This window comes from Brevundimonas sp. UBA2416, assembly GCF_002343105.1.
In the GTDB taxonomy this organism is placed as follows: domain Bacteria; phylum Pseudomonadota; class Alphaproteobacteria; order Caulobacterales; family Caulobacteraceae; genus Brevundimonas.
Genome location: NZ_DDRM01000010.1, coordinates 1 through 25,852 on the forward strand (window position 1 = coordinate 1; position 25,852 = coordinate 25,852).

Consider the following 25,852-nt stretch of genomic DNA (forward strand, 5'->3'; position numbering starts at 1 on the left):
CCAGGACAAGTGCCGCGGCTGGCGGATGTGCGTCTCGGCCTGCCCGTACAAGAAGATCTATTACAACTGGGACTCCGGCAAATCGGAGAAATGCACCTTCTGCTTCCCGCGCATCGAGGTCGGTCAGCCGACTGTCTGTTCCGAGACCTGCGTCGGCCGCATCCGCTATCTGGGCGTGCTGCTCTATGACGCCGACCGGGTCGAGGCGGCCGCCTCCACACCGGACGTGAAGGACCTCTACCAGGCCCAGCTCGACATTTTTCTCGACCCGCACGACCCGGCCGTCATCGCCCAGGCCCGGGCGGACGGCGTGCCGGAAGCCTGGCTCGAAGGCGCCCGGCGTAGCCCGGTTTACAAGATGGCGATCGACTGGAAGGTCGCCTTCCCGCTGCACCCCGAATATCGGACCCTGCCGATGGTCTGGTATGTGCCGCCGCTGTCGCCGATCCAGAACGCCGCCGCCGTCGGCGCCCTGGAGATGGACGGCGAGATGCCGGATGTGAACTCACTCCGCATCCCGGTGAAATACCTCGCCAACCTGTTGACCGCAGGGGTCGAGGCACCGGTGACCCTGGCGCTGCGGCGGATGCTGGCCATGCGCGCCTATATGCGCGCCAGGACCGTGGACGGGCGCATCGACCACGGCCTGGCCGAAACCGTCGGCCTGACGGCGGCCCAGATCGACGACATGTACAAGATCATGGCCATCGCCGACTACGAGGACCGCTTCGTCATCCCCTCGACCCATCGCGAGACGGTCGAGGACGCCTACGACTTGCGGGGGAACTGCGGCTTCACCTTCGGCAACGGCTGCTCCGGCGGACGCACCGAACTGGGCCTGTTCGGCCCCGACAAGCGCTCACGCGCCAAACCGACAGCAGAGGTGGCCTGATCATGGCACTGACATATCGCGCCCTGGCGCTCCTGCTCAGCTATCCGACCGCCGATGTCCAGGCCGCCGCACCGGCGATCATGGCCGCCATCCGCTCTGAAGGCATGGTCCCCACGCCGATCGTGGGGGCTTTGGAGAAACTCGCCAGCAAGCTTGAAAGCGAGGACCTCTTCGACCTTCAGGAGGGTTTCGTTCACCTGTTCGACCGGACCCGGTCGCTGTCGCTCAACTTGTATGAGCACATTCACGGTGAGAGCCGCGACCGCGGACAGGCGATGGCGGCCTTGATCGAGCTCTACCGCTCCTACGGGCTGGAGCTGACGGCCAATGAACTGCCGGACCACCTGCCTGTGTTCCTGGACTTCCTGTCGACCTTGCCCAACGAGGAAGCCGCCTCACTGCTTGGTGAAGGGGCCCACGTCCTCGCCGCCCTGACGGAGCGGCTGCACAAGCGCGAAAGTCCCTATCGGGCCGTGTTCGGAGCGCTCACCGCGATGACCGGCGCCGTACCCGACTCCGACGCCGTCGCCGCCCTGATGCAGGAGCCCGACGACGATCCGGACGATCTGGAAGCGGTGGACAAGGCCTGGGAGGAGACCGCCGTTTCCTTCGGCCCGGCCGACGCCGGCTGCCCGAAGGCGGACTCCATGCTCTCCGCCATGAACGCCGCCCCGCCACCTGACAAGAGCCGCCGCGTCGGCGCGGCCGCCTGAGGATCGTGATTATGGACCTGAATTTCATCGTCTTCGGCGTCTATCCCTATATCGCCATGGCGGTCCTGGTGATCGGCTCTGTTCTGCGCTTCGACCGCGAGCAGTACACTTGGCGCACCGGCTCGTCCCAGCTTCTGCGGCGCAAGCAGCTGATGCTCGGATCCGTCCTGTTCCACCTCGGAATTCTCGCCATCTTCGCCGGCCATTTCGTCGGGCTTCTGACGCCGATCGCGGTATGGGACTACCTGGGCGTCAGCCATGGCTTCAAACAGATGCTTGCCATCGTCGCCGGTGGCATCGCGGGGGCCGCCTGTCTCGTGGGCGGTCTCCTGCTGCTGCACAGACGCTTGTTTGATCCCCGGATTCGCCAGAATTCCAGTTTCGGCGACACCGCCATCCTGGCCATCCTGCTGATCCAGCTGTGTCTCGGCCTCGCTACCATTCCTCTGTCGCTGGGCCATCTTGACGGCCACGAGATGATCAAATTCATGACCTGGGCCCAGGGAATTTTCACCCTGAACCCCGCCAGCGCGGGCTTCGTCGCCGACGTCCACTGGATCTTCAAGGCGCACCTGACCCTCGGCCTGACCATCATGCTGATCTTCCCGTTCACGCGGCTGGTCCACATGCTTTCGGCGCCGGTCTGGTATCTGAACCGCCGCGGTTGGCAGTTGGTCCGCAGCAAGCGTCAGATGCCGGTCGCACGTCGCGCCGGAGACTTGGGCCAATGAGCGGGGTCATCGTCATCGACGGCGTGGCCCTGCCCGAACGGCTGGTCGCCGAGGAAGCCCAGAACCATCCCGCCGCAACCCCCGAAGAGGCGCGGATGGCGGCCGCCCATGCTCTCGCCATCAAGGCCCTGTTGCTGGACAGGGCGCACCAGCTCGGCCTGACTCCGCAAGCGGAGCAGGACGAGGACGGCCGCGAGGAGACGCCTGAGGAAGCGCTCGTACGGGCCGTGCTGGACATTGAGATTGAGGTCGAGCGGCCCGGCGAAGCGGAATGCCAACGGGTGTATGACAGCGCACCGGAGCGGTTTCGCACCCCGCCCCTGACTCAGGCCTCTCATATTTTGTTCGCACCGAAGGGCGACGACGAGGCCGCCTGGCAGTCCGCGCGCGACGCGGCCAGTGCTGCGATCGCTGAACTGGCGTGGCATCCGCACCGGTTTGCGGACCTCGCCGAGACGCTCTCGGATTGCCCGTCAAAAGGCGTAGGCGGCTCCCTGGGGCAGCTATCACCCGGCGATCTCGCGACGGAGGTCGAGGCTGGACTGGACCTGTTGCAAGATGGCGAGACCGCGTCCGAACCTGTGCGATCACGCTTCGGCTGGCATGTCCTTCGGCTGGATCGACGCATCGAGGGTCGCCGGCTGCCATTCGAACATGTCCTTCCGCGCATCGCCCTGCATCTGGAGAGCCGAGCCTGGACGGCGGCCGCAACCCGCTATGTGTCCGGCCTCGCGGCTGAGGCGCGGGAATGCGGCGTGGCGCTCAGCGTGACCGAGGATGGCGGTGTCGCTCCCGGAGCCCTGTCCCTCGGCGACCTCCTGAACGACCAGGACGCCGTCACAGCACGCCTGGAGGTCTGGCTGGACGAGGCCGACCCCGCGCTGGCCGTCCAGGCCCGTCAGACCGCCGCGACGACCGGAGTCAGTCTGGCCGAGTTCGTCCAGAGCGAAATTTCATCCTTCCTCCAGGGCGCCGATGACCAGGGTTGGACCCGACTGATCTCGGCCGCCCAGGGCTCGGACGATCCGGCGTTGGCCTGCGTGCGAGCGATCCTGAAATCGAAACTGAAAGCGCCGGGCCGATCCTACGCTATCGTTCGGAGACACTGAGATGCCGACCGTTGGTCAAACGGCCCTTCTGGCGCTTGCTGCGATGGCGGCGCCGGTCGTGGCAAGCGCACAGACTTCCGCCCCGCCCCCTTCTCCGGGCGCGGCCGCCGCCTCGTCCCAATCGGGCGACCTCCTGTTCGAGAGCCGCCTGCGCTATGAAGGTGTCAGCCAGGACGGGCTCGACGACGCATCGGCGCTGACCCTTCGCGCCCGCCTCGGCTGGCAGAGTCCGGAGCGGTCCGGGTTTCGTGTGCTGGTCGAGGGGGAGGCGGTCGTCGCTCTTGTCGATGACTACAACGACACCATCCACGGCCCCCCAACCTATCCCGTGGTCGCCGATCCCGAGGCGTTCGAACTGAACCGGCTGCAGGTCGCCTGGACCGGCCTGCCGGATACAGAGGTGGTCCTGGGTCGGCAACGCATCGTGCTGGGCACAGCCAGGTTCGTCGGCAATGTCGGCTTCCGTCAGAACGAGCAGACCTTCGATGCAGTCAAGGTGACGACCCGTGCGTTCGAGCCGCTCACGGTCACCTATGCCTGGATCGACCGGGTCCACCGGGTGTTCGGCGACGACAGTCCCGTGGGCGAGTGGCGCTCGGACAGTCATCTCATAAACGTCGAGACCCCGACCCCGGTGGGCAAGATCACGGCCTATGGCTATCTGCTGGATTTCAGCAACGCCGCCGCCCAGTCCTCAGCGACCTGGGGCGCACGACTGGAGGGAAGCCGTGATCTGCCGCCGGATTGGTCGGCCCTCTACACCGTCGAATACGCCCGGCAGTCTGAGTACGGGGCCAATCCGGCCCGGTTCGACCTCGACTATGGGCTGGTCTCGGCGGGCCTGAAGCGTGGTCCGTTTACCGCGACCCTGGCGCTCGAGCGCCTGGACGGAAACGGCGCCCAGGCGTTCCAGACACCCCTAGCCACCCTTCATGCCTTCCAGGGCTGGGCCGATGTCTTTCTGACCACACCGAAGGACGGACTGCGCGACGTATCAGCAACGGCGAGCTATGCAGTCGCCCATCCGCCCGTGGGGCGAAGCGGCGTTCTGACCGCCTCCTGGCGCGATATTCACGACGCTGACGGCTCCGCCCGCTACGGCAGAGAGCTCGACCTTTCAGCGCGACTGGTGCTCGACAGCCACTGGGCGGTCGAACTCAAGGGCGCCCATTTCGACGGCGCCGCACCCTCCTTCCCCGACCGCGACAAGGTCTGGGCCGCCCTCGACTATCGGTTCTAGACCGATGACCGGGCAGAGAGCGAATGACCGATGAGCCAGAGCCCCGGGATCGAACCCCTGCCGCCAGAACTGATCCATGAACCGCTCAACTGGCTGTTCGCGGAACACTACCGTCATCGCCAGTTGTGCCAGTTGATTGAACGGGTCGGCAACGCGACGGTCCTGCTGAGCGACGAGGCCCACGAGATACTGGCCTTCCTGCGCCATGACATGCCGCTGCACGTCATTGATGAGGAGGATGATCTGTTTCCGCTGCTGCGGCGGCGCTGCCAGCCCGCCGACGAACTGGACTCCGTTCTGGGGGCGCTGTCGGCCGAGCACCACGATGACTTACACCGGGCCCGCACCCTCATCGCCGCGTTGGAACGGGCCCTTACCGACGGCCGGGCGCCAGGACAGGATCGGGAGAGCCGACTCCTTTTCACAGACTTCGCCCTGCATGAGCGCCGCCACATCGCTCTGGAGAACGCTGTGGTTCTGCCGATCGCCCGCCTTCGTCTGACCCCTGCGGACCTCAGAGCGCTCAGCATCCGGCTGGCGGCCCGCCGCGGCGTCCTGCTGGATCCCGAAGGCGATGAGGCGGCGTCATGATCGAGACCCTGCTACGCAACAACCTGGACTGGGCAGCCACCCGAACCCGGCTTGATCCGGGGTATTTCCGCCGGCTCTCGGAACAACAGGCGCCGGACTATCTGTGGATCGGCTGTTCCGACAGCCGCGTCCCGGCCAATGAGATCGTCGGCCTTCAGCCGGGCGAACTCTTCGTCCATCGCAACGTCGCGAATCTCGCGCCGGCCCAGGACATGAACCTGCTGGCGGTGCTCCAGTTCGCCTTGGAGACACTGAAGGTGCGCCACATCATTGTCTGCGGCCACTATGGATGTGGTGGCGTGCGAGCCGTACTGGATGGCCAGCGCCACGGCATCCTCGATCACTGGATGCAGCGGGTCCAGCGCCTGTGCGAAGACCATCACACCGATCTAGACGCCATCCAAGACCCCGAAACCCGGGTCAACTTCATCTGCGAGAAAAACGTTCTGGCCCAGGTGCGGGCGTTATCCCGCAATCCCTTCGTCACCGACGCCTGGCGCCGGGGCCAGCCGCTGTCGATCCACGGCTGGATCTATTCCATCCGGGACGGTCTGGTCCGGGATCTCGAGACGACCGTCGGCGACCTCGGCGCGGCCGGGCGGCTGGTTGCGCCGTCCCCACTTCCCGCGCGAAGCGCCGGTCCCCGCACGGCTTCGCGCCCGCCGGTTCCGCGACGCCCGGGGGCGCGCTGAATGGGCCTGGTGGTGGCCATCCTCGCCGGCGGGGCCGGCCGGCGCATCGGCGGCGACAAGCCGCGCCGCCTGCTGGGTGGAGCCCGCCTGCTGGATCACACCCTGAACCACGCTCACGTCATCGCGGCGCCCTCCATCCTAGTTGCGCGCAGCCCCGAACAGGTCGCCGGCTTCGGCGGGACCGTGGTGCTTGATGCGCCGGGTATCGAAGGGCCGCTGGCCGGCCTGCTCTCGGCCTTGTCCTGGGCGTCAGCGGCTGGCGCCGATCGGGTCCTGACCCTGGCCTGCGACATGCCCTTCCTCCCGGGCGACCTGCACCATCGTCTGGAGCAGGCCCTGACCTCTGAGGTCGGCGTCGCGGTCGCCGCCAGCGGCGGACGGCTGCATCCAGTCTGCGCCCTGTGGCGCACTGCCGTCGTGCCCACCCTGGTGCGACGGGCGGAAGAGGGCCGGCTGTCCCTGCGCGGCCTGAGCGAGGCTGTCGGCTGCGCCGTCGTGGACTGGCCCGTCGAGGGAGGTGACCCTTTTATCAACATCAATACCGCCGAGGATCTGGCCGCGTCGGAGGCGGCCCTGGGATGACGACGCTGACGGAATCGCTGCTGGTCCATGCTTCCCGGAACCTGCCGCGCTATACGAGCTATCCCACCGCCCTCGCCTTCCAGCCGGCTCCCGATGACACCCTGACGAGGGACTGGCTGGGCACGATCCAGCCGACCGACGCCGTCTCGGTCTACGTCCACATTCCCTTCTGCGAACGTCTGTGCTGGTACTGCGGATGCCACACCAGCGTCCCCAACGGCTATGACCGGATCTCTGACTTTCTCGGCCACCTCACGAGCGAGCTGGATCTGTGTTCCGACGCCATGCCGCCGCACGCTGGCGCCGCCCATGTTCATTTCGGCGGCGGAAGTCCCAATTCGCTTTCCCGCGACGATTTTTCCGGGCTGCTGGCCTCAATCTCCCGAAGGTTCGGCCTGCGACTCGGCGCCGAGGTGGCCGTCGAACTCGACCCCGGACATCTCGACCGGGACTTCGCCCGCGGACTGGGCGCCGCCGGCGTTACCCGGGCCAGTCTCGGCGTCCAGACCTTCGATCCCGAAGTCCAACGGCTGGTCAACCGCATCCAGCCGTTTAAGCGCGTCGAGACAGCGGTCGCCGACATCCGCCGCGGCGGCGTAAAGGCGGTCAATTTCGACATGATGTACGGCCTACCTGGCCAGACCCCCGACAATGTCGCGGCCAGTTTGAGGACCGCTCTTTCGCTGGCGCCGGACCGGGTCGCCCTGTTCGGCTACGCTCATGTCCCATGGATGAAAAAGCACCAGGCGATGATCCGCCCCGAGGATCTGGCCGATGTTGCCGGGCGATGGGGCCAAGCTGAGGCAGCCGAGGCTGTTCTCCTCGACCACGGCTACATCCGGATCGGTATGGACCATTTCGCCCACCCCGACGACCCGATGACGGCGCAGCTGGCCAACGGTGGCCTGCGCCGCAATTTCCAAGGCTATACCGACGACCCGGCAGCCGTTCTGATCGGCCTTGGGCCTTCGGCGATCAGCGCATTTCGGCAAGGCTACGCCCAGAACGCCTCGCGCGTGGACCATTGGGCGGCTGCCGTGAAGCGCCATCAGCTGCCTGTGTCGCGTCAACTGGCGACGACCAGAGACGATCGGCTGCGCGGGGCCGTCATTGAGCGACTGATGTGCAGTCTGGAAGTGGACGTGGCGTCCGTGTGCACGGAGTATGGCTACGCGGCGAGTACCCTCGATGATGAACTGGAGTCTGCTCGAACGTTGAGGGTGGATGGTCTCTGTGCGGTGTCTGGACGACGGATCAGCGTTTCACCGGAGTTCTCGCGGTTGGTGCGAGTCGTCGCTGCCTGCTTCGATCCCCAAGCTTCGCGGCCATCAGTGAGGCACAGCCTGGCGATCTGAGATTCTGTGCGGGAGACCTGCATCGGCCTGAAACGCCATCCGGACAGCCTCGCGACAGGCGCGGAGGTTGGCGATCGGTTGGAAGCAGACATTTGCGTCGGCCGCTCGACGATGTTGACCTTGGGGTCCGCGGCCCTTCGTTGCCGAATTTTCGATATGCCCCTCTGGCGTTCCGATCACACTGGCCCCAGCTCTCAAGAATAGTTCTGGAGGGGCGACGATGACTAACAAGGCTCATTGGGAAACCGTCTATCAGAACAAGAAGGTGGACGAAGTCAGCTGGTATCGTCCTCATCTGGAAACTTCCCTGAGGCTCATCGAACACGCGGCGCCCGGCACAGACAGCGCCGTCATTGACGTCGGCGGGGGGGAAGCGACTTTGGTCGATGATCTTGTCGCGCGGGGCTACGCCGACGTGACCGTACTCGACATCTCCCCGGCGGCGATTGACGTCGCGAAAGGCCGACTGGGTGCTTCTGGTGCCTCGGTTCATTGGATCACCGGCGACATCACAACTGTCGAGTTGGAAGCCGCTCGCTACGATGTTTGGCATGATCGGGCTGTTTTCCACTTCCTGACAAGCGCAGAAGACAGAGCCGCATACGTGCGACAGGTCGCCCGCGCAGTCAGGCTTGGCGGTCACGTCATTGTCGCCACCTTCGGCCTGGATGGGCCGGAGAAGTGCAGCGGACTGGATGTCGTTCGCTACGACGCACAAAACCTCCACGGCGAGTTCGGGCCGAAGTTTCGCCTGTTGGATAGCGTTACAGAGCTGCACGAGACGCCTTGGGGGACGCCTCAGGAATTCATGTATTGTTTCTGCCGCGTGGAGTGAGAGTGCGCCGTCGGTTCGGCAGGCTGCCTCCGTCCGTTGTCCAGAGAAGCGGACTTACGCCCTGTCCCTGTTTGCGCAAAAGCCCGCTTCACGGAACCGGGGCGTTACAGGGAGCCGATGCGGTTGAAATCGCAACTCTGCCGCTCGGAGGATTTGGCTGGATCAATCCTGAGACATGAAAGGGCGGGCAAGCGCCAACATGAGACATTCGGACCACAGCGCACACCGGACGCTCACCCACTGCCGCAACGGTCGGCGATAGCAACGGTGGCGCTCGCCGAGTCGATCGACCGAATTGCTGGGAAGAGCTACGATGGCCGGGTCAGGATCCAGACGCCGGCCGCGAGCATGACGGCGCCGGCGGCGACGGAAATCCCAACGGGGGCACCGCCGGACCAAAGCAAGAGCCAGCTGGCGGACATGCTGACGCCGGCGAGGGCCTTGGCTCTTCGGGGAATGGCACGGCGATCCTCCCACGCGGCGAGCGGCCGCCCCAGGTGGGGATGGGCCCGTAGCCAGGCGTCGAGACTCGGCGAGCTACGGGCGAATGCCCATGCGGCGATCAGCAGGAAGGGGGTTGTCGGCAGCACCGGCAGGAGGACGCCGGCGAAGGCGATGCCCACGGCGGCGATCCCAAGAAGTCGGAACGTCCAGGCGGTGGCCCGCCCCGCTTCGGAAGGCGAGCAATGACACTCGCTGAATATGCACAAGTCCGTCGGGCAAGTGGTGCTGAATCTGGGATTCCCGAGACGGGTCATGGCCTGACTATGGGCCGGTGCTACCAAGTGGACATTGCGCTGGCGCAATCACGGCGACCGTCCCAACAACGTGGCCCCGCAGATGGCGGCGGTGCCCGGGAGGGCGGGAGCCACAGGATCGCCGCCGCGCCCAGAGCAGCCAGTGAGCGCGATACCAGACGCCCGCAAAGGCGCCGCATCCGGCTTCGCGTGTCTCCGTCAAGCTGAAGTGGCTGGTAACCGCGAACACCGCTCCGGGGATTCCCCAGGGTGTATTCCGATCCGCGCCGGGTGATCCTGCCGCAAGGCCTGCGGGCGATGAACGGACTCTCTGCCGCCCACGCTCACCTGGCCCGACCGCCTGCAAGGAACCAAAAATGACCCTGCTCACGCTGCTGTTGCGTCCGTCCAATCTGGTCTGCGACCATCTCGGTCTCACAGACCAACACGAACGTGGAATGATGCGTATGTTCGTCAATATGTGTCTGTTTTCGGGTCTGTGTGTGGTCGCCTTTTTCGGGCTCTGGATCGTGCTCGCCTAAATGCTCTGGGCCGCTCCCCGAAACAGATCGCGCGATGTTAGAGCCTCACTGAGCGGAGCCTTAGCGCGTTGCCGATGACGCTGACCGAGGAAAGCGCCATCGCGAGCGCCGCCAGGGCGGGCGACAGGAGCAGTCCGAAAACGGGATACAACAGGCCCGCCGCCACCGGGATGCCGAGCCCATTATAGCCGAAGGCGAAGACCAGGTTTTGCCGGATGTTGCCCATCACCGCTCGGGACAGATGCCGCGCGCGGACGATGCCTTGCAGGTCGCCGCCCAGCAGGGTCACGCCGGCGCTTTCAATGGCGACGTCCGAACCCGCCCCCATGGCGACGCCGACATCGGCGGCCGCGAGAGCCGGCGCGTCATTGACCCCATCCCCCGCCATGGCCACGACCCGGCCCTGTGACCGAAGCTGCTGAACCACCGACGCCTTGTCCTGCGGCAGGACTTCGGCGTGGACCTCGTCGATGCCGAGGCGTCGCGCCACGGCCTCAGCCGTCGTCCGGTTGTCCCCGGTCATCATGACCAGTCTCAGACCCGCCGCCTTCAGCGCGACAATCGCCTCGGGCGTGGTGGCCTTGACCGGATCGGAGATGCCGATAACCCCGGCGGCCTTGCCGTCGATGGCCACGAAAATGGCCGTGGCGCCGTCTTTCCGGAGTGCGTCCGCCTTCGGCTCCAGAGCGGACACATCGATCGAAAGCTCACCGAGATACCGGGTGTTGCCCAAGGCCACCTGGCGGCCCTCGACTGTCCCGCGCACGCCGCGTCCCACCGGGCTGTCGAAGTCCACGGCTTCTGACAGGGTCAGATCGCGGTCCTTCGCAGCCTGGACGATCGCATCCGCCAGGGGGTGCTCGCTGCCGCGCTCGAGACTGGCCGAAAGACGCAGCACGTCTGATTCATCGAAGCCGTCGGCGACCAGCATCGCCGTCACGGACGGGCGCCCCTCGGTCAGGGTGCCGGTCTTGTCGAGGATCAGGGTGTCGACCTTTTCGAAGCGCTCCAGCGCTTCGGCGTTCTTGATAAGAACCCCGGCGCGCGCGCCCCGTCCGACCCCGACCATGATCGAGATCGGGGTCGCGAGACCGAGCGCGCAGGGACAGGCGATGATCAGGACCGAAACGGCGGCGACCAGCGCATAGGACAACCGGGGCTCCGGCCCGACCAGTCCCCAGACGGCGGCGGCCAGCAGGGCGATCGCGATCACGGTCGGGACGAACCAGCCTGACACCGTATCGGCCAGCCGCTGTATCGGTGCGCGGCTGCGTTGGGCCTGGGCCACCATCTGGACGATCTGCGCCAGCAGGGTGTCGGCCCCGACCTTGTCGGCGCGCATGATGAAGGACCCGGTCTTGTTCAGGGCCCCGGCGACGACCCGGTCGCCGACCGCCTTGGTCACCGGCATTGACTCGCCGGTCACCATCGACTCATCGACCGCGACGCGGCCGTCCAGGATTTCGCCATCCACCGGGATCTTCTCGCCGGGACGGACCCGCAGGGAGTCGCCGACAACGATCTGGTCAAGCGAGACGTCCTCATCGACGCCGTCCGCCCGGACCCGCCGCGCGGTCTTGGGCGTGAGATCGAGCAAGGCCCGGATCGCCCCTGACGTCTGCTCCCTCGCGCGGAGCTCCAGGATCTGTCCGACCAGCACCAGCACCGTGATGACCGCCGCCGCCTCGAAATACACCGGCGCGCTTCCGTCGGCCTTGAGGAAGGCGGGCGGGAACAGTCCGGGCGCCGTGACCGCCACGACGCTGTAGAGCCAGGCGACCCCGACCCCCATGGCGAAAAGGGTAAACATGTTCAGCCGGCGAGTGCGCAGCGAGGTCCAGCCGCGCTGGAAGAAGGGCAGGCCGCACCACAGGACGACGGGCGTGGCCAGGGCGAACTGGATCCAGTTCGACATCTGGCCCGGGATGAGCATGTGCAGATTGGTCAGGTGCCCGCCCATCTCCAGCGCGAACACCGGCAGGGTCAGAACCAGACCGACCCAAAAGCGACGGGTGAAGTCGATCAGTTCGTGATTGGGCGGCGCTTCGGCGGCGACGGTTTCCGGCTCCAGCGCCATGCCGCAGATCGGGCACGAGCCCGGTCCGTCCTGCCGGATCTCCGGGTGCATGGGGCAGGTGTAGATCACGCCCGGAATGGCGGGATCGGGCTCGTCAGCGGGCTTCAGATAGCGCTCCGGATCCGCGACGAACTTCGTTTGGCACCCCGCCGAGCAGAAGAAATAGTCCTCGTCGTCATGGCTGGCCCGGTGAGCCGTCGCCGTCGGATCAACCGACATCCCGCAAACCGGATCCTTTACCGTGGCCGCTCCCGCAGAGGCTTTCGCGGAGCAGCACGAATGGCCCGCGGCGTGATTGTGAGGAGGCGTGGACATGGCGCTTGCTCCGGCTGACCGAGCGCTCAAATATACCTACAGGGGGTATAGCGCAAGATACCCCTGTAGGGTATATTCAAAACTCTGGAGGCGAGGCCACATGCAAACCGACACAAAGCCCAAAATCCTTAACCGGCTGAGCCGGATCGAAGGTCAGGTGCGGGGCATCGCCCGAATGGTCGACGAAGACCGCTACTGCATCGACCTGCTGACCCAGCTGCAGGCCGTCCGTGCGGCGCTCCACCGCGTGGAGACCGAAGTGTTGAGGGATCACCTCGACCACTGCGTCATGGGCGCCATGACAGGCGACGACCTCGAGGATCGAAAGGCCAAGGCCGCCGAGCTGATGGAACTCCTGGCCCGCGCCTCTCGGTAGGTCTGACCGAACGAGACTGTCAGGCCGCTAACGTCCCCTGCCTACGCCTGTTCCTCGCCACAAGGACGTGTGACCGGGGGCGACGAGCCCGCGCGCTGTCATTGGATGCACTGAAAGCCCACGACCGGAATACGGGTCTTCTGAACCGCCGCTATGATTCAGCTGCCGCACTTCTGGACGTCGCTAACCCTTTGCGGTCGGTTGTGGCGTGGAGAAGACATGATGGACTCCTGACCGACTTTGGGGGTCGCGGCTGTTTATATCGGACCGGGAAACCCTGTCTTTGGAGCCGCCAAGTCGCAGATGTCCGGGTATCTCGCCTGTGCCGATTAGCAAGGCGTCAACATAGGAATTCATCCGCAATCGTCCTGCCAAGCGCGGTGCGCCTAAAAGCCGAAGCCATCAATGTTAGTGACTGATCACTCGCTTTCGGGTATTGTCACTTGCATGGCACGCCAGAACCTCCCCGCCGCCCAGCGTCGCGATATGACCGTGGAGACGGTCGTTGACCTCGCGGCCACGACCAATCCGGCCGAAATCACAACCGGACAAATCGCCCAGCACATGGGCCTGTCTCAGGGCGCGCTCTTCCGACACTTCCCCACCAAGGACGCCGTTTGGGGTGCGGTCATGGTCTGGACCGCCGACCAGCTCACCCAACGCCTGGACAAGGCCCTCGCAAAGGAAGCGTCGCCCTTGTCCGCTCTTGAGGCGATGTTCATGGCCCATGTCGGGTTCGTCGCCGCCCGACCGGGCGTGCCCAGGATCATGTTCGGTGAGCTGCAGCGCACGGGCGATACGGCTGCGAAGCGCGGCGCGAAGGCTTTGATGGACGGTTATCGGACCCGCGTCATGGGGCTTGTCGAACGCGGCAAGACCGACGGCTCACTGCCCGCTGACCTGGATACCGAGGCCGCCGCGATCCTGTTCGTCGGCACGATCCAGGGTCTGGTGATGCAGGCCATGATCGCGGGGGATTTCGCTGCCATGCAGACCATGGCCGGCCGGGTCTTCGGCATCTATCTCAAGGGCATCGGGGCGCGGACATGAAACTTTCCCTGCCGGGCAATCGTCGGACGTGGATGTTGATCGCCGTCCTGGCGTCGCTGGGCGTGGCGTTCGCCTATGTGGCGGTGCGCACCGGCCCGCTTGCGCCGGTATCGGTCACCCTCGTGACGGTCGAAGAAAGGGCGATCTCGCCATCCCTGTTCGGGATCGGTGCGGTGGAAGCGCGCTATACGCACCGCGTCGGCCCCACGACGGCCGGGCGGGTCCGAACGCTGCTGGTGGATGTCGGGGACCATGTCGTTGCGGGCCAGCCGCTCGCCGAAATCGATCCGATCGATCTTGATGAGCGCATCACCGCGCAACAGGGCGCCGAGGGCCGTGCGGCGGCGTTGGAACGCACAGCGCAGGCGCAGCTCGCCGACGCGGATGCGCGGGCGCGGTTGGCTCGAACCCAGGCGGAGCGAACCGAACAGCTGCTGGACGGCGGCTGGGTCTCCCAGGCGGCGGTCGATACGCGGCGTCAGGAATTGCAGGTCGCGCAAGCCGGGTCGGCTGCGGCACGGGCCAATCTCGCCGCCGCAACGCAGGACCGCGGACGCGCCGGCGCGGAAAGCGCGGCGCTGGTTCGCCAAAGGTCCAATCTGCGCCTTGTCGCCCCCGCCGATGGTCTCGTCGTCCGCCGTGTAGCGGAACCGGGGACCACGGTTGTAGCCGGGCAGGCCGTCGTCGAAATCATCGATCCTACCAACCTCTGGATCAACACGCGCTTTGACCAGACCCAATCGACCGGCCTGGCGCCCGGTTTGCGGGCCCAGGTGGTGCTTCGGTCGCGGAGCGGAACCGCGTTCGAAGGCCGGGTCATCCGCACCGAGCCCATGGCCGACGCGGTCACAGAGGAACTGCTGGCCAAGATCGGCTTTGAAACCGGTGAACTACCTCCTGTTGGAGAGCTGGCGGAGGTGACCGTGACCCTGCCGCCCGCCAGGAGAACGCCCACCGTCCCCAACGCCGCCATTCATCGCGTCGAGGGCGAGACCGGCGTCTGGGTTGTCGCGGATGGCCGACTGAGGTTCCGGCCCGTCACAACCGGCGCCACCGATTTCGAGGGCAGGGTCCAGGTGCTGAGCGGTCTGGAACCGGGAGAGCGGGTTGTGGCCTACAGCCAACGGGGTCTCACCGCCCGCACCCGGATACGCATCGTCGAACAGCTTGCCGGCGGCCCAAGATGATCAGCCTTGCCGGGCGCGACATCCTTCATGACTGGGGGAAATTCGTCTTCACCGGCATCGGGCTGGGACTGCTCATCGGCGTCACCCTGACCATGGCCGGCGTCTATCGCGGCATGGTTGATGACGCCCAGGCGATGCTGGACAACAGCGGTGCGGACCTCTGGGTAGTGCAGAAGGACACGCTCGGTCCCTATGCCGAACCCTCGAGCATCCCTGACGATATCGACCGGTCGATCCGCACCATGCGCGGGGTCGAACGGGCGGCCAACGTCACCTATCTGACCATGCAGATCGACCATGCCGGGAGCGATGTCCGGGTGATGGTCGTCGGTACCGACACAGCTTCGCCGGGTGAGCCCGGACAGCCGCCGCACATGGTTGCCGGGCGGCAGATCGTGCGCAGCCACTATGAGGCGGTCGCCGATGTGAAGACCGGCTTTGAGCTCGGCGACGTCGTACAGGTGCGGCGAAATCACTACACGATTGTGGGGCTGACCAGTCGCATGGTGTCGTCAGGCGGCGATCCCATGCTGTTCATTCCCCTGAAGGACGCCCAGCAGGCCCAGTTCCAGAAGGACAGCGACGCGATCCTCAGCCAGCGCGCTCGCACAGCGCAGAACCCGGCGCTCAATCCGCCCGGAAATCCCGGCGTGCTCGACGCCGTGGCCGCGTCACAGGCCACCAACCCCTATGTCAACGCGGTCCTGGTGCAGGTCGAGCCGGGCTACAGCCCGGACAGGGCTGCCGAAACAATCCGGCGCTGGCAACGACTGACTGTCTACACCCGGGCCGAGATGGAACGGATCTTGGTCGAGAAACTGATCGCCACCTCAGCGCGCCAGATCGCCATGTTTCTGGTCATCCTCGCCATCGTCAGCGCGGCGATCGTCGCCTTCATCATCTACGCGCTGACCATGGGCAAGATCCGGGAAATCGCGGTGCTGAAGCTGATCGGCACGCGCAATCGAACCATCTCATTCATGATCCTGCAGCAGGCGCTCGGACTCGGCCTGATAGGATTTGTCGTCGGCAAGATCGCTGCGACGGTCTGGGCGCCGATCTTTCCCAAATATGTGCTGCTGCTGTCGAGCGACTCGCTGCGGGGTTTCGTGGCTGTGATGGTGATCTGCGCGGTCGCGAGCCTGCTCGCCATCCGCGCCGCCCTTCGGGTCGACCCCGCGGAGGCGATCGGTGGCTGACGGCATCCGTATCGAGAACCTCGTCAAGACCTATGGCGCAGGCGAGACCGCGGTCCATGCGCTGCGGGGCGTGGACATGTATGTGGAGCCCGGCGAGGTCGTCGGCCTGATCGGTCCCTCGGGATCGGGCAAGAGCACCCTGCTCAAATGCCTGGGTGCGGTGATCGAGCCGACCTCAGGGCGGATGACGATCGGCGAGGAGGCCATCTACGACGACGGCTGGAAGACGGCGGACCTGCGCGCGCTGAGGCGGGACCGTATAGGCTTCATTTTCCAGGCCCCCTATCTGATCCCGTTCCTTGACGTCACCGACAATGTCGCGCTGCTGCCCATGCTGGCCGGCGTCGCCAATGCCGAGGCCCGCGCCCGGGCCAAGACCCTGCTCACGGCCCTCGATGTCGTCCATCGCGCCAAGGCCATGCCATCGCAGCTCTCGGGCGGCGAACAGCAGCGCGTCGCCATCGCCCGCGCGCTGGTGAATGAGCCGCCTGTGATTCTCGCCGACGAGCCGACCGCGCCGCTCGACGGGGAGCGCGCGCTGGCCGTGGTCAAGATTTTGAATGACATGGCCGCCCGCTACCGGACCGCGATCATCATCGTCACCCATGACGAGAAGATCATTCCCACCTTTAAACGCCTCTATCATATCCGGGATGGGCGGACGCATGAGGAAATCCGCGGCGATCGACCCGCAGCCTGAGCTGGACCGAACTGTTCAATCGACCGCCACTCAGCACCCGGCGCGGCCGGACACTATGTTCGAGGCGCCCGGTGTGAAGAGGCGGCGAATCTCGCCTGCGATCACCGGTGGAGGTAGGCGGAGACGGCGCACAGGGCGAGGGAGGTACACGTCTCCTGTTTCAATCGTCACGGCCTTCTGACCGAAGCATCTTTTCGCTGGACAGCGGGATTCACTGTAGCGGCCCCTTGAGGCTCCGGTTTGGAGGCGGGCCGGCAGCCCTGAGCAATCGCCCGCACTTCCGACATCCGACCCGGCAGACAGCGAAGCCTTGGGTGAGCGGGCCTCGCCGGGCCTGCTTGACCTCGGAACCCCTCCCGCGCCATCAGTCGCCGATGGTCAACACCGCCTTACCCGAGAGAATTCCAGGCGGCTAAGCGCGGTGCTCGCCGCCTCTCTCATGGAGGCGTCATGACCAACCATCTCATCGAACATTTGCGGTCGAACGCGGCTACGAACCAGCCCGGCAAGGACTGGTTGTCGCCCCTCAGCGGGTGGCTGCTCTCGACCTTGATCAGCCTCGAAGAAGACTGCAACTCAGGCGGCCTTCTCCTCTTCGCGTTCAAATCCGGCGGCCCGCTTTGGCGCAACGCCGTGGCCGTGGCGGTGGCGATGGGAAATCTGGATCATCATCCCGAAACATTTCTGCTCCGCGCCCATGGGGAAATCGACGAGAGCCGGGATGCTCCCTCGCTTCGCGCTCAGTTCGCCATGGCGATCCAGACCATGAAGCCCCAGCAGATCGTCGAGGCAGCACTCGACGTCCTGCCTCCCTCGCTCCGCGGTACTCTTAAAAAGATCGGGAATGAGCCGCTCACGACGCCTCAGGCGTATAAGCGCCTCATCGATCTCCTGGGTTCGACCACCTCAGACGGCCGGGCACGCCGGCGTGTCCTGGAGCAGGTCAACGAACGGCTGACCGACAATCTCTTGCAGGTCATCGAGACCTTGGACCTCGCCATTCTCACGCCGACCGTCGTGACCCACATCCATGATGCCGGAGTCGCTCATCGTCTGAACGCCTCACTGCGGGCAATCAGAATTCTGTGCAACGCCGCCACGGACAAGGCGCTCCGCGAGTCGGCCGACGCCATGGGGAGCAACTTCAACGCGGGCTCGTTCGCCCGCTCATGGCTGGCCCGCGCTGACCGTCTTGAACCTTTGGGCCTCCCGATAGACGACGCTGCACCAGACGTGATCCGAATCAATCCGGCCCAGGCGGAAGAATGGGGGCGCCGGTTCCGGAATTGTGTCTCTAGCTACACGCAGGAGATGGCTGCGGGGGCCTCGGCCTTCTTCGTCATCGAGGCGCTGTCGGTGATCGTCGTGCTTCGACTGACCGACGCGGGCTGGATGCTCGTTGGCGTTCACACCCATGGCAACGGACCGGTCGCTCGAGCCGTCGTCGAGACGGTGAAGGATCGGCTGAGCGGCCTCGGCGTCCTTTGTATTCTTCCCATCAAACCCAAAGGCCCGGCGGCTTCTGCGATCAGCGGGTTCCGGCGGGACATTGATTGGGAATTCGAGTTCGAGGGGATGGGTGCCTGGGACTGATGCATGTTGGAGCGAGGCCAAGGCCATCTCTCATGCTGCGTTCCGAGGCACTCGGTTCTCTTCCAGACTCTGCTCAAATACCGCCCAAGGCGTAGTCCCCCAGATACCCGAGTTTCGTTCGACGGGTATCTATGTGGTATCTGGGGGAGAATACGGGATCTGAGCTTGAGGTCGCGGCCCTTCCCAACACTTTGAAATTATTGAGAAAGGAATGGTGGACGCGACAGGGATTGAACCTGTGACCCCCTCGATGTCAACGAGGTGCTCTCCCGCTGAGCTACGCATCCGCCAAGACGGTTCCGGAGAAGCCCCGGAACGGGAAGGAGCGCTCTATAACCCCTAGGGCCCGCCGACCGCAAGGGCGAAACCAAGGCCGTTCGATCTCATGATCGTGACCGCCCGCAGGGGATTTCAGGCCGCCGCCACCATCCGCTCGACCTCGCCGACGAGGTCGCGCAGGTGGACGGGCTTGGCCAGCACCTTGGCCTGGGGGCTGGCCTGGGCGGCCGACAGGGCCACGGCGGCGAAGCCGGTGATGAACATGATGCGGATGCCGGGCTGGCGGGCGGCGGCGACGCGCGCCACCTCGATGCCGTCGGCCCCGGGCATGACGATGTCGGTCAGCAACAGATCCCATGGGCCCTGGTCGAGGGCGTCGATGGCGTCATCGCCATTCTCGCAGTCGACGACGGAATGGCCGGCGCGCTCCAGCGCCCGGGTCAGGAAGCCGCGAAGCGAGTGATCGTCTTCCGCCAGTAGAATGCGCGCCATGTCGTCGTCCGCCCCGGTCGTCTTTCCGAAACGCTACGCCGCGAGTGGTAAACCCGCCATGAAAATCAGGACGCCCTGACCCACGCTCACCTGTGGATGGTCAGAAGAAACAGGGTATGGCTGGCCCATGGATCAGGACGGGGCAGGGACGGAATTGAGCGACGACGACGTCTTCGTCGTGCTGCGTCCGAAATCGCCCGGCCGGTTCGTCTTCGCCTCGCCCCATTCGGGAACGGTCTATCCGCAGGAAATGGGCGCCGATCCGGCCCTGGCTGAGGCCAGTCTGCGCAGCGCCGAGGACGCCCTGGTCGACAGGCTGATCGCGCCGGGCGTCGATCTGGGCGCGACGGTGGTGCTGGGCCGACTGGGCCGGGCCTGGATCGATCTGAACCGCGATCCGGCCGATCTGGACCCTGTACTGATCGAAGGCGCAGCTGACGGGTCGGTTTCGGCCCGGACGACCGCGGGATATGGCGTCATTCCGCGCCTGGCAGGAGACGGGCGGCCTCTGTATGATCGCCGCCTGACGCTGGACGAGGCGAGGGACCGGATTGCACGGACCCATGCGCCCTACCACCAGGCCCTGGCGGACGGGATGGAGGCGGCGCGGGCGCGGTACGGTGAGGCGGTGCTGGTGGACTGGCACTCCATGCCCGCGCGCGCGACGCAAGGCGCCGGCGGAGCGCGCGGGCCGGACGTGGTGCTGGGCGACCGCCATGGCTCATCATGCCCGGCGGAACTGACGCGGCGGCTGCGGCGGGCGTTTGAGGCGCTGGGCTGGCGGGTAGCCTTGAACCAGCCCTATGCGGGCGGATGGACCACCCAGCGCTGGGGGCGGCCAGCGGAGGGGTTTCACGCCATCCAGATCGAGCTGAACCGGGCGCTGTATTTTGATGAGGCTGCCCGTTCGCCGGGGGTCGGCTGGTCGCGCACCGAAAAAGGCGTGGCGCGGGTCATCGCCGAGTTGCTGGCCGGGGCATAAAAAAAGCCGCGCCCGAGGGCGCGGCATAAAGTCTATAGGGAGGAAACGCCCAGAAGGGCATGACGCCCGGAGGCGTCAAAATGAAGCTAGGTTGCAGCGCACAAATCGTCAAGCAGCTATCTCGCAACTGCGTTCACGCAATGTAACCGCTTCCACGCGATCTACGGGCGTTCGAGAAGCCTGCGGGCGCTGCGGATGGCGCGGGCGGCCGGAGAACCCGCCTGACGCCAGACCATCAGGCAGAAGACGGCCGTTACGCCCAGGGCCAGCCACAGTGGCCCGAATAGCCAGGCCGCCGCCGCCAGGGCGAAATAATAGCCCCGCACGCCCTGGCTGAAGGCGCTGAGAGCCGGGTTCAGCAGATTGGCCGCCGCCTCGCCCAGCGCCGCCCGGTCCGCCTCGGTATGCACCTCCGGGGCAGCACCGATCAGGGCGAGGGCGTAGTTGAGTTGACGGATCGACCAGATGAAGTCCAGCAGGCCGCGCGCGAGACAGAGCAGCACGAGGGCCAGCTTGGCCACCAGCAGCTTCGTCGGCACCTCCTCGGCGCCGACCGAGGCGAACCCCAGCATCGCCTGCTCCCCGCCGAACAGAACGCTGGCCACGGCGGCGATCAGCAGCAGGTTGGTCGAGGCGAAGAAGCCGCCGGAATTGATGGTGTGGCCCATCAGGTTACTGTCGACGAGGCGGGTTTCACGGTGGGTCATGGCGGTCATCCACACCCGGCGAACGACGAGCATGTCGTCGTTCAACGTACCGCTCCGCCGCGCCAGAAGCGCCAGAAGCGGGCCGTAGCCCAGCCAGCACAGGATGAAGAGCGCCAGGGCCAGCCAGTCAAAAAGGGTCATTGCGTCCAGTACTCCAGGGCTGCCGCGAGGCGTAGCGCGCCGCCATCGCCTACCTTGGCAACCGTCGCTACTCTAGGCGCCGGAGATGGGAGGCGTACATGAAGTTTGGTCTGGTTCTGGTGTTTCTCGCCCTTACGTCATCGGCCCAGGCCGAGCCGGCGGCTGTTAACGACCATTTCGCCGTCTGGTCGCCCGACGGGCGCTCGATTGCCTTTACGTCGGATCGCAGCGGCGACCCGGAGATCTATGTCGCGCTGGCGGACGGCTCCGGCCTCCGGAAACTGACCGACACGCCCGGCCGGGACGCCCATCCGATCTATACGCCGGACGGTGAGACGTTGCTGTTCCAGTCGCCCCGGAATGACGGAGCCGTCAGGCTGTTCGCCATGTCGAATGATGGCTCCGGAGCGCGTCAGTTATCGGCGACACAAGGTTTCTGCGGCGTTCCCGCCCCGTCACCGGATGGACGACGTATCGCGATGATGTGCAGCGCGCGTGCGACCGCGCCCGGGCAAGGCGCCTTCCCCTGGCGAATTTTCGTGATGAGTGCGGAAGGGGGCGATTTGACCCCCGTGGGCGACGGGCCGGGAAATGACCAGGTTCCGGTCTGGACGCCGGATGGGCGGAGCCTGGTATTTTTCTCGAACCGGTCGGGGGTGGACCAGCTTTATCAGATCGAGTTGGATTCCGGCGCAGTCTCGGCGTTGACGCGGGGGCCGCACGCCCACCGGGCGGCCTCCTTCACCCCGGACGGAGAGATGTTGCTGATGATGCGCCAGACGACGGACGGCCGTCATGAGGTGCGGGCCCTGAACCCGGAGAGCGGCGAGGATCGCCTGATCCTCGAGACGGCGTCCGGGTTCGGAGCGCCGGTCGTATCTCCTGACGGCCGCCGTTTCCTGTTTCCCGACGCGGAGGGCGATCAGGCGCGGATCGGTCTCGCAGATATCGATGGATCGAATCGCAGGCTCCTCGAGTTTCGCGATTGAGGCGCGCTTGCCGTTCGGTCACTAGAGGCCTATCACGCCCGGCCTCCCCGTTGCACTGCACCATAGAGCCGCCATGAATATCGACGCCATCCCCGTCGGGCCCAATCCGCCCTGGGACGTCAATGTGATCATCGAGATCCCGCAGGGCGGCCTGCCCGTGAAATACGAGATGGACAAGGCGTCCGGCGCCCTGTTCGTCGACCGCTTCCTGCACACGGCCATGTACTATCCGGGCAACTATGGCTTCATCCCGCACACCCTGTCGGATGACGGCGACCCCTGCGATGTGATCGTGCTGAACCCGACGCCCGTGGTGCCGGGCTGCATCATCCGCTCGCGTCCGATCGGCGTGCTGAAGATGGAAGACGAGGCCGGCGGCGACGAGAAGATCCTCGCCGTGCCGGTCGACAAGCTGAACCCCTACTACACCGACATCGCCAGCTACCGGCAGCTGCCTACCATCATGGTCGAGCAGATCGAGCATTTCTTCACCCGCTACAAGGATCTGGAGAAGAACAAGTCGGTGACGGTGAAGGGCTGGGGCGACGCCGGCGAGGCCGCTGAACTGATCGCCGCCGGCATGCGCGCGCATCAGGAAAAGCTGAAGGCGGCCGCCTCCAAGGCCGCCAACGCGGCCTGAGCCTTTCGCGACCGATAGCGACCGGCTAGGGAAACCCATGGCCGCCGCCGAGACCCCTGCAGACGTCTTCAAGCGCGCCCTCGCCCATGCGGCGCGGGCGCTGGCGGAGCAGTCGGAGCTGGAGGTCGTGTTCGGCTCCGACGGGCCGAAGCTGTCGAACGGCGTCCTGACCCTGCCGCATCCGCCGCGTGACCCCGGCGGGCCCGAAAGCGCCACCCTGCGCGGTCAGGCCGACCGGCTGGCGCTGCGTCTGGCCAATCATGACGAGACCCTGCACGCCCGCCTGCGGCCGCTGGATAGCCGCGCCGCCGAGGTGTTCGAGGCCGTTGAGCAGGCGCGGGTCGAGGCGGTCGGTTCGCAGTCGCTGGCCGGGGTGCGGGCCAATATGGGCGCGGCGCTGCTGACCCGGCTGGAGAAGATGGGCGCCCTGCGCGCGACCGAGGCGGAGCGGGTGCCGGTGGCCGAGGCCGTGGCCCTGCTGGTGCGCGAGCGGCTGACCGGCCAGCGCGCGCCGGACGGGGCCGCCGCCATGCTGGATCTGGTCCGCACGGCCATGGAGGACAAGGCCGGCGCCAAACTCAACGCCTTGGCCGAGGTGGCGGATGACCAGGTCGCGTTCGCAGACCGGCTGAAGGACGTATTGCGCGCGCTGGACCTCGATCCGGGCGACGGGCGGGGCGACGACACATCGGATGAGCAGGGCGAGGACGACGCTGATCCCCAGTCGCCCGACGCCGCTGACGAGCAGGACGAGGAGGACGACGCGGGCGGTGGCGAAGGCCAGACCATGGACGGCTCGGCCGACGACCAGAGCCAGGGGGACGAGCGCGATGCCCGGCCGGACGGCTCGGCGGGCGATCCTGACGGGGAAGCCTCGGACGATGGGCCTGACGTCAACGAAGGCGCCCTGCCCAACCGCCAACAGACGGCCGACGACGGCCGGACCATCGACGCCTACCGCGTCTTCACCACCGCCTATGACGAGGTCGTCGACGCCGCCGACCTGTGCGACCCCAATGAACTGGAGCGGCTGCGCGCTCTTCTGGACCAGCAACTGACCGCCCTGTCCTCGGTGGTCGCCCGCCTGGCCAACAAGCTGCAACGCCGGCTGATGGCGCAGCAGAACCGTAGCTGGCATTTCGACCTCGAGGAGGGCGTGCTGGACACCGCCCGCCTGACCCGGATCATCACCGACCCGACCAGTCCGCTCAGTTTCAAGGCCGAAAGCGAGAGCCCGTTCCGCGACACGGTGGTGACCCTGCTGCTGGACAATTCCGGCTCGATGCGCGGCCGGCCGATCATGGTCGCGGCGGTCTGCGCCGACATTCTGGCCCGGACGCTGGAGCGCTGCGGGGTCAAGGTCGAGATCCTCGGCTTCACCACCCGGGCGTGGAAGGGCGGCCAGGCGCGTGAGGCCTGGATCAGCGCCGGCAAGCCGGCCAATCCGGGGCGGCTGAACGACCTGCGCCACATCATCTACAAGTCAGCGGATTCGCCGTGGCGGCGGGCGAAGAAGAGCCTCGGCCTGATGATGCGCGAGGGTTTGCTGAAGGAAAACATCGATGGCGAGGCCCTGACCTGGGCGCATGACCGGCTGTTGGGCCGGACCGAGGCGCGGCGCATCCTGATGGTCATTTCCGACGGGTCGCCGGTCGATGACTCGACCCAGTCGGCCAATGCCGCCCTGTATCTGGACAAACACCTGCGTCAGGTGATCGCCGAGATCGAGACGCGGTCGCCGGTCGAGCTGATCGCCATCGGCATCGGCCATGACGTCACCCGTTGGTACCGCCGGGCGGTCACCATCGTCGATGTCGAGCAGCTGGCCGGGGCGATGATCGAGAAACTGGCCGAACTGTTCGAGGGCGAACCCAAGGCGGCTCCGGCGCGGCGAAGGAAGGCTGCATGAACCTGTTCCGCCACTGGGCTCCGACCCTCGCCGCCCTCGTCCTGTCCGCCTGCGCCGGGGCCACGAGCGTCACCCCCATGGCCGGGAGCACAGCGGGCGGCTGGAGCCCTGCGGCGGCCGCGGTCCGACCGGTCAACCTTGGTTGGCCGGGTGGCGCGCGGCTGCAGGACAACGTCCGCTTCGCCGGCGGTGTTGAACTGGTGCTGGCCGAGGACTCCCGTCTCCACAGCCTGTCCGACCTGAAGCTGCTCGACGACGGCAGCTTCATCAGTGTCAGCGACGCCGGTGACCTGGTGCGGGGACGGCTGCGGCTCGACGCTGGCGGGCGGCTCACGGGTGTCGACCAGCTCGGGCTTCACCGCCTGACCCTGCCGGACGGCGCCCCGATCCTCGAGAAGGTGGATGGCGACGCGGAGGGGCTGGCCATCGACGCCCGCGGCGACCTGCTGGTCAGTTTCGAACGCCACCACCGTATCTGGAACTATGGCGATCCCCGCCGCCCCCGGTCCCGCCCGCTTCCGGTGCGCTCGCCCGACACGGACTTCCCACTCAACGACGGTATGGAAGGCATCGCCGCCGGGCCGTCAGGCTGGCGCGTCACTGGTGAATCGGGGGGCGTCTGGGACTGCACGGCGGCGCGGTGCGTTGTGGTGACCGCCCCCGAACCACGCCTGTCCGACCGCGACTACAGGATCACCGGCATGGACCGTGATCCCCGGGGCGAGGGCTGGCTGGTGGTGCAGCGGTCCTTCAGTCCGCCGGCCGACGCCCGCGCCCGGGTCCGCCGCATGGATGTCACCGGGGCGCTGGGTCCCGTGCTGATCGAGCTCAAACTGCCCGGCACGACCGACAATTTTGAGGGTATTGCCGCGACCCGCCTTGACGGGATGACGCGGCTCTACCTGCTGTCAGATGACAACAACAGCGCACGCCAGCGCACACTGCTCCTGGCCTTCGACGTCACACCCTGACGGTCAGCCCACCGGCGGCGTGCGGGCGCCCTGCATCTGGCGGAGCATTTCGCGGCTGGCGGCGCGATCTTCCTCGGTCTGGACCGCGCTGCGGCAGACCCGGCGGCCGAAGCGCGAGCCGGTGACGGGCTCGGTCCGGCAGACCTGGGCGGTATCGGAGGTCGGTTGGGCCGCGCTGGAGGCGGGCGGCGCTGCAGCTTCTGCCTGGGCGGCGGGTTGTGCCTGG

Annotated in this window: 27 protein-coding genes and 1 tRNA gene; 22 read left to right on the top strand and 6 right to left on the bottom strand. The window is 66.3% G+C overall.

Annotated features, from left to right (window positions below; genetic code table 11):
• From B3E43_RS02860 to B3E43_RS02905, 10 genes are all read left to right on the top strand, one after another.
• On the top strand, positions 1–892 hold an 892-nt coding region (locus tag B3E43_RS02860), incomplete at its 5' end, for a 4Fe-4S dicluster domain-containing protein (protein WP_349677550.1).
• Between the two features lie 2 nt (positions 893–894).
• A complete protein-coding gene (gene narJ, locus B3E43_RS02865) occupies positions 895–1,605 on the top strand; it encodes a nitrate reductase molybdenum cofactor assembly chaperone (protein WP_292026391.1) in 711 nt (236 codons plus the stop codon).
• A gap of 11 nt (positions 1,606–1,616) precedes the next feature.
• Complete coding sequence (narI, locus tag B3E43_RS02870) at positions 1,617–2,336, top strand: respiratory nitrate reductase subunit gamma (protein WP_292026393.1); 720 nt, start codon at positions 1,617–1,619, stop codon at positions 2,334–2,336.
• Positions 2,333–3,445 carry a peptidylprolyl isomerase gene (locus B3E43_RS02875; RefSeq protein ID WP_292026395.1) on the top strand — a complete coding sequence of 371 codons (1,113 nt, stop codon included), beginning with the start codon at positions 2,333–2,335 and terminating at the stop codon, positions 3,443–3,445. Before narI ends, B3E43_RS02875 begins: the two co-directional genes overlap by 4 nt.
• Position 3,446: 1 nt before the next feature.
• Positions 3,447–4,685 carry a hypothetical protein gene (locus B3E43_RS02880; RefSeq protein WP_292026397.1) on the top strand — a complete coding sequence of 413 codons (1,239 nt, stop codon included), beginning with the start codon at positions 3,447–3,449 and terminating at the stop codon, positions 4,683–4,685.
• A 30-nt stretch (positions 4,686–4,715) separates the two neighbouring features.
• On the top strand, positions 4,716–5,276 hold the full coding sequence (locus B3E43_RS02885; RefSeq protein WP_292026399.1) for a hemerythrin domain-containing protein: 561 nt from the start codon (positions 4,716–4,718) through the stop codon (positions 5,274–5,276).
• The gene (locus B3E43_RS02890) at positions 5,273–5,968 is read left to right on the top strand and encodes a carbonic anhydrase (protein WP_292026401.1); all 696 of its coding nucleotides are present in this window, start codon (positions 5,273–5,275) and stop codon (positions 5,966–5,968) included. Before B3E43_RS02885 ends, B3E43_RS02890 begins: the two co-directional genes overlap by 4 nt.
• Complete coding sequence (mobA, locus tag B3E43_RS02895) at positions 5,969–6,550, top strand: molybdenum cofactor guanylyltransferase (RefSeq protein ID WP_292026403.1); 582 nt, start codon at positions 5,969–5,971, stop codon at positions 6,548–6,550.
• Positions 6,547–7,905, top strand: a complete 1,359-nt coding sequence (hemN, locus tag B3E43_RS02900; RefSeq protein WP_292026405.1) for an oxygen-independent coproporphyrinogen III oxidase — start codon at positions 6,547–6,549, stop codon at positions 7,903–7,905. The genes mobA and hemN overlap by 4 nt, the downstream gene beginning before the upstream one ends.
• A gap of 220 nt (positions 7,906–8,125) precedes the next feature.
• A complete protein-coding gene (locus B3E43_RS02905; RefSeq protein WP_292026408.1) occupies positions 8,126–8,740 on the top strand; it encodes a class I SAM-dependent methyltransferase in 615 nt (204 codons plus the stop codon).
• A 308-nt stretch (positions 8,741–9,048) separates the two neighbouring features.
• Here B3E43_RS02905 and B3E43_RS02910 read toward each other — a convergent pair whose 3' ends face one another.
• On the bottom strand, positions 9,049–9,498 hold the full coding sequence (locus B3E43_RS02910) for a YbaN family protein (RefSeq protein WP_292026410.1): 450 nt from the start codon (positions 9,496–9,498) through the stop codon (positions 9,049–9,051).
• A gap of 356 nt (positions 9,499–9,854) precedes the next feature.
• On the opposite strand from B3E43_RS02910, the gene B3E43_RS02915 reads away from it, so the two are divergent.
• The gene (locus B3E43_RS02915) at positions 9,855–10,019 is read left to right on the top strand and encodes a hypothetical protein (RefSeq protein WP_292026413.1); all 165 of its coding nucleotides are present in this window, start codon (positions 9,855–9,857) and stop codon (positions 10,017–10,019) included.
• A gap of 37 nt (positions 10,020–10,056) precedes the next feature.
• Here the strand turns inward: B3E43_RS02915 and B3E43_RS02920 are convergent, their stop codons facing one another.
• Positions 10,057–12,411 carry a heavy metal translocating P-type ATPase gene (locus tag B3E43_RS02920; RefSeq protein WP_292026415.1) on the bottom strand — a complete coding sequence of 785 codons (2,355 nt, stop codon included), beginning with the start codon at positions 12,409–12,411 and terminating at the stop codon, positions 10,057–10,059.
• A gap of 100 nt (positions 12,412–12,511) precedes the next feature.
• Here B3E43_RS02920 and B3E43_RS02925 point away from each other — a divergent pair, with 100 nt between their 5' ends.
• The 6 genes from B3E43_RS02925 to B3E43_RS02950 all read left to right on the top strand — a co-directional run bounded on the left by B3E43_RS02925 (position 12,512) and on the right by B3E43_RS02950 (position 18,516).
• On the top strand, positions 12,512–12,787 hold the full coding sequence (locus tag B3E43_RS02925) for a metal-sensitive transcriptional regulator (protein WP_292026417.1): 276 nt from the start codon (positions 12,512–12,514) through the stop codon (positions 12,785–12,787).
• Positions 12,788–13,273: 486 nt separating this feature from the next.
• Complete coding sequence (locus B3E43_RS02930; RefSeq protein WP_292026419.1) at positions 13,274–13,837, top strand: TetR/AcrR family transcriptional regulator; 564 nt, start codon at positions 13,274–13,276, stop codon at positions 13,835–13,837.
• Positions 13,834–15,024: an efflux RND transporter periplasmic adaptor subunit gene (locus B3E43_RS02935; protein ID WP_292026421.1), complete on the top strand. Its 1,191-nt coding sequence runs from the start codon at positions 13,834–13,836 to the stop codon at positions 15,022–15,024. Before B3E43_RS02930 ends, B3E43_RS02935 begins: the two co-directional genes overlap by 4 nt.
• Positions 15,021–16,223: an ABC transporter permease gene (locus B3E43_RS02940; RefSeq protein ID WP_292026422.1), complete on the top strand. Its 1,203-nt coding sequence runs from the start codon at positions 15,021–15,023 to the stop codon at positions 16,221–16,223. Before B3E43_RS02935 ends, B3E43_RS02940 begins: the two co-directional genes overlap by 4 nt.
• Positions 16,216–16,923 (top strand): ABC transporter ATP-binding protein, encoded by a 708-nt coding sequence (locus tag B3E43_RS02945; RefSeq protein WP_292026424.1) that lies wholly within the window; start codon positions 16,216–16,218, stop codon positions 16,921–16,923. The genes B3E43_RS02940 and B3E43_RS02945 overlap by 8 nt, the downstream gene beginning before the upstream one ends.
• A 450-nt stretch (positions 16,924–17,373) precedes the next feature.
• On the top strand, positions 17,374–18,516 hold the full coding sequence (locus tag B3E43_RS02950; protein WP_292026426.1) for a hypothetical protein: 1,143 nt from the start codon (positions 17,374–17,376) through the stop codon (positions 18,514–18,516).
• 212 nt (positions 18,517–18,728) lie between these two features.
• On the opposite strand, the gene B3E43_RS02955 is transcribed toward B3E43_RS02950, so the two are convergent.
• Positions 18,729–18,803 (bottom strand) — tRNA-Val (locus B3E43_RS02955).
• 124 nt (positions 18,804–18,927) lie between these two features.
• On the bottom strand, positions 18,928–19,287 hold the full coding sequence (cpdR, locus tag B3E43_RS02960) for a cell cycle two-component system response regulator CpdR (RefSeq protein WP_292026428.1): 360 nt from the start codon (positions 19,285–19,287) through the stop codon (positions 18,928–18,930).
• Between the two features lie 154 nt (positions 19,288–19,441).
• Here cpdR and B3E43_RS02965 point away from each other — a divergent pair, with 154 nt between their 5' ends.
• Positions 19,442–20,269, top strand: a complete 828-nt coding sequence (locus B3E43_RS02965; protein ID WP_292026429.1) for an N-formylglutamate amidohydrolase — start codon at positions 19,442–19,444, stop codon at positions 20,267–20,269.
• A 161-nt stretch (positions 20,270–20,430) separates the two neighbouring features.
• Here the strand turns inward: B3E43_RS02965 and B3E43_RS02970 are convergent, their stop codons facing one another.
• Positions 20,431–21,117 carry a DUF599 domain-containing protein gene (locus B3E43_RS02970; protein WP_292026431.1) on the bottom strand — a complete coding sequence of 229 codons (687 nt, stop codon included), beginning with the start codon at positions 21,115–21,117 and terminating at the stop codon, positions 20,431–20,433.
• Positions 21,118–21,215: 98 nt separating this feature from the next.
• Here B3E43_RS02970 and B3E43_RS02975 point away from each other — a divergent pair, with 98 nt between their 5' ends.
• The 4 genes from B3E43_RS02975 to B3E43_RS02990 all read left to right on the top strand — a co-directional run bounded on the left by B3E43_RS02975 (position 21,216) and on the right by B3E43_RS02990 (position 25,626).
• Positions 21,216–22,106, top strand: a complete 891-nt coding sequence (locus tag B3E43_RS02975; RefSeq protein ID WP_292026433.1) for a TolB family protein — start codon at positions 21,216–21,218, stop codon at positions 22,104–22,106.
• A 73-nt stretch (positions 22,107–22,179) separates the two neighbouring features.
• Positions 22,180–22,746 (top strand): inorganic diphosphatase, encoded by a 567-nt coding sequence (gene ppa, locus B3E43_RS02980; protein ID WP_292026436.1) that lies wholly within the window; start codon positions 22,180–22,182, stop codon positions 22,744–22,746.
• Positions 22,747–22,783: 37 nt separating this feature from the next.
• Positions 22,784–24,655: a cobaltochelatase subunit CobT gene (gene cobT / locus B3E43_RS02985; protein WP_292026438.1), complete on the top strand. Its 1,872-nt coding sequence runs from the start codon at positions 22,784–22,786 to the stop codon at positions 24,653–24,655.
• Positions 24,652–25,626: an esterase-like activity of phytase family protein gene (locus B3E43_RS02990; protein ID WP_292026440.1), complete on the top strand. Its 975-nt coding sequence runs from the start codon at positions 24,652–24,654 to the stop codon at positions 25,624–25,626. Before cobT ends, B3E43_RS02990 begins: the two co-directional genes overlap by 4 nt.
• 3 nt (positions 25,627–25,629) lie before the next feature.
• Here the strand turns inward: B3E43_RS02990 and B3E43_RS02995 are convergent.
• On the bottom strand, positions 25,630–25,852 hold a 223-nt coding region (locus tag B3E43_RS02995), incomplete at its 5' end, for a hypothetical protein (RefSeq protein WP_292026443.1).

What these genes read in the sequence shown, in the direction of transcription:
- narJ (WP_292026391.1), top strand. Translation starts at nt 895, where the DNA reads ATGGCACTGACATATCGCGCCCTGGCGCTCCTGCTCAGCTATCCGACC.
- narI (WP_292026393.1), top strand. Translation starts at nt 1,617, where the DNA reads ATGGACCTGAATTTCATCGTCTTCGGCGTCTATCCCTATATCGCCATG.
- B3E43_RS02875 (WP_292026395.1), top strand. Translation starts at nt 2,333, where the DNA reads ATGAGCGGGGTCATCGTCATCGACGGCGTGGCCCTGCCCGAACGGCTG.
- B3E43_RS02880 (WP_292026397.1), top strand. Translation starts at nt 3,447, where the DNA reads ATGCCGACCGTTGGTCAAACGGCCCTTCTGGCGCTTGCTGCGATGGCG.
- B3E43_RS02885 (WP_292026399.1), top strand. Translation starts at nt 4,716, where the DNA reads ATGAGCCAGAGCCCCGGGATCGAACCCCTGCCGCCAGAACTGATCCAT.
- B3E43_RS02890 (WP_292026401.1), top strand. Translation starts at nt 5,273, where the DNA reads ATGATCGAGACCCTGCTACGCAACAACCTGGACTGGGCAGCCACCCGA.
- mobA (WP_292026403.1), top strand. Translation starts at nt 5,969, where the DNA reads ATGGGCCTGGTGGTGGCCATCCTCGCCGGCGGGGCCGGCCGGCGCATC.
- hemN (WP_292026405.1), top strand. Translation starts at nt 6,547, where the DNA reads ATGACGACGCTGACGGAATCGCTGCTGGTCCATGCTTCCCGGAACCTG.
- B3E43_RS02905 (WP_292026408.1), top strand. Translation starts at nt 8,126, where the DNA reads ATGACTAACAAGGCTCATTGGGAAACCGTCTATCAGAACAAGAAGGTG.
- B3E43_RS02910 (WP_292026410.1), bottom strand. Translation starts at nt 9,498, where the DNA reads ATGACCCGTCTCGGGAATCCCAGATTCAGCACCACTTGCCCGACGGAC.
- B3E43_RS02915 (WP_292026413.1), top strand. Translation starts at nt 9,855, where the DNA reads ATGACCCTGCTCACGCTGCTGTTGCGTCCGTCCAATCTGGTCTGCGAC.
- B3E43_RS02920 (WP_292026415.1), bottom strand. Translation starts at nt 12,411, where the DNA reads ATGTCCACGCCTCCTCACAATCACGCCGCGGGCCATTCGTGCTGCTCC.
- B3E43_RS02925 (WP_292026417.1), top strand. Translation starts at nt 12,512, where the DNA reads ATGCAAACCGACACAAAGCCCAAAATCCTTAACCGGCTGAGCCGGATC.
- B3E43_RS02930 (WP_292026419.1), top strand. Translation starts at nt 13,274, where the DNA reads ATGACCGTGGAGACGGTCGTTGACCTCGCGGCCACGACCAATCCGGCC.
- B3E43_RS02935 (WP_292026421.1), top strand. Translation starts at nt 13,834, where the DNA reads ATGAAACTTTCCCTGCCGGGCAATCGTCGGACGTGGATGTTGATCGCC.
- B3E43_RS02940 (WP_292026422.1), top strand. Translation starts at nt 15,021, where the DNA reads ATGATCAGCCTTGCCGGGCGCGACATCCTTCATGACTGGGGGAAATTC.
- B3E43_RS02950 (WP_292026426.1), top strand. Translation starts at nt 17,374, where the DNA reads ATGACCAACCATCTCATCGAACATTTGCGGTCGAACGCGGCTACGAAC.
- cpdR (WP_292026428.1), bottom strand. Translation starts at nt 19,287, where the DNA reads ATGGCGCGCATTCTACTGGCGGAAGACGATCACTCGCTTCGCGGCTTC.
- B3E43_RS02970 (WP_292026431.1), bottom strand. Translation starts at nt 21,117, where the DNA reads ATGACCCTTTTTGACTGGCTGGCCCTGGCGCTCTTCATCCTGTGCTGG.
- B3E43_RS02975 (WP_292026433.1), top strand. Translation starts at nt 21,216, where the DNA reads ATGAAGTTTGGTCTGGTTCTGGTGTTTCTCGCCCTTACGTCATCGGCC.
- ppa (WP_292026436.1), top strand. Translation starts at nt 22,180, where the DNA reads ATGAATATCGACGCCATCCCCGTCGGGCCCAATCCGCCCTGGGACGTC.
- cobT (WP_292026438.1), top strand. Translation starts at nt 22,784, where the DNA reads ATGGCCGCCGCCGAGACCCCTGCAGACGTCTTCAAGCGCGCCCTCGCC.
- B3E43_RS02990 (WP_292026440.1), top strand. Translation starts at nt 24,652, where the DNA reads ATGAACCTGTTCCGCCACTGGGCTCCGACCCTCGCCGCCCTCGTCCTG.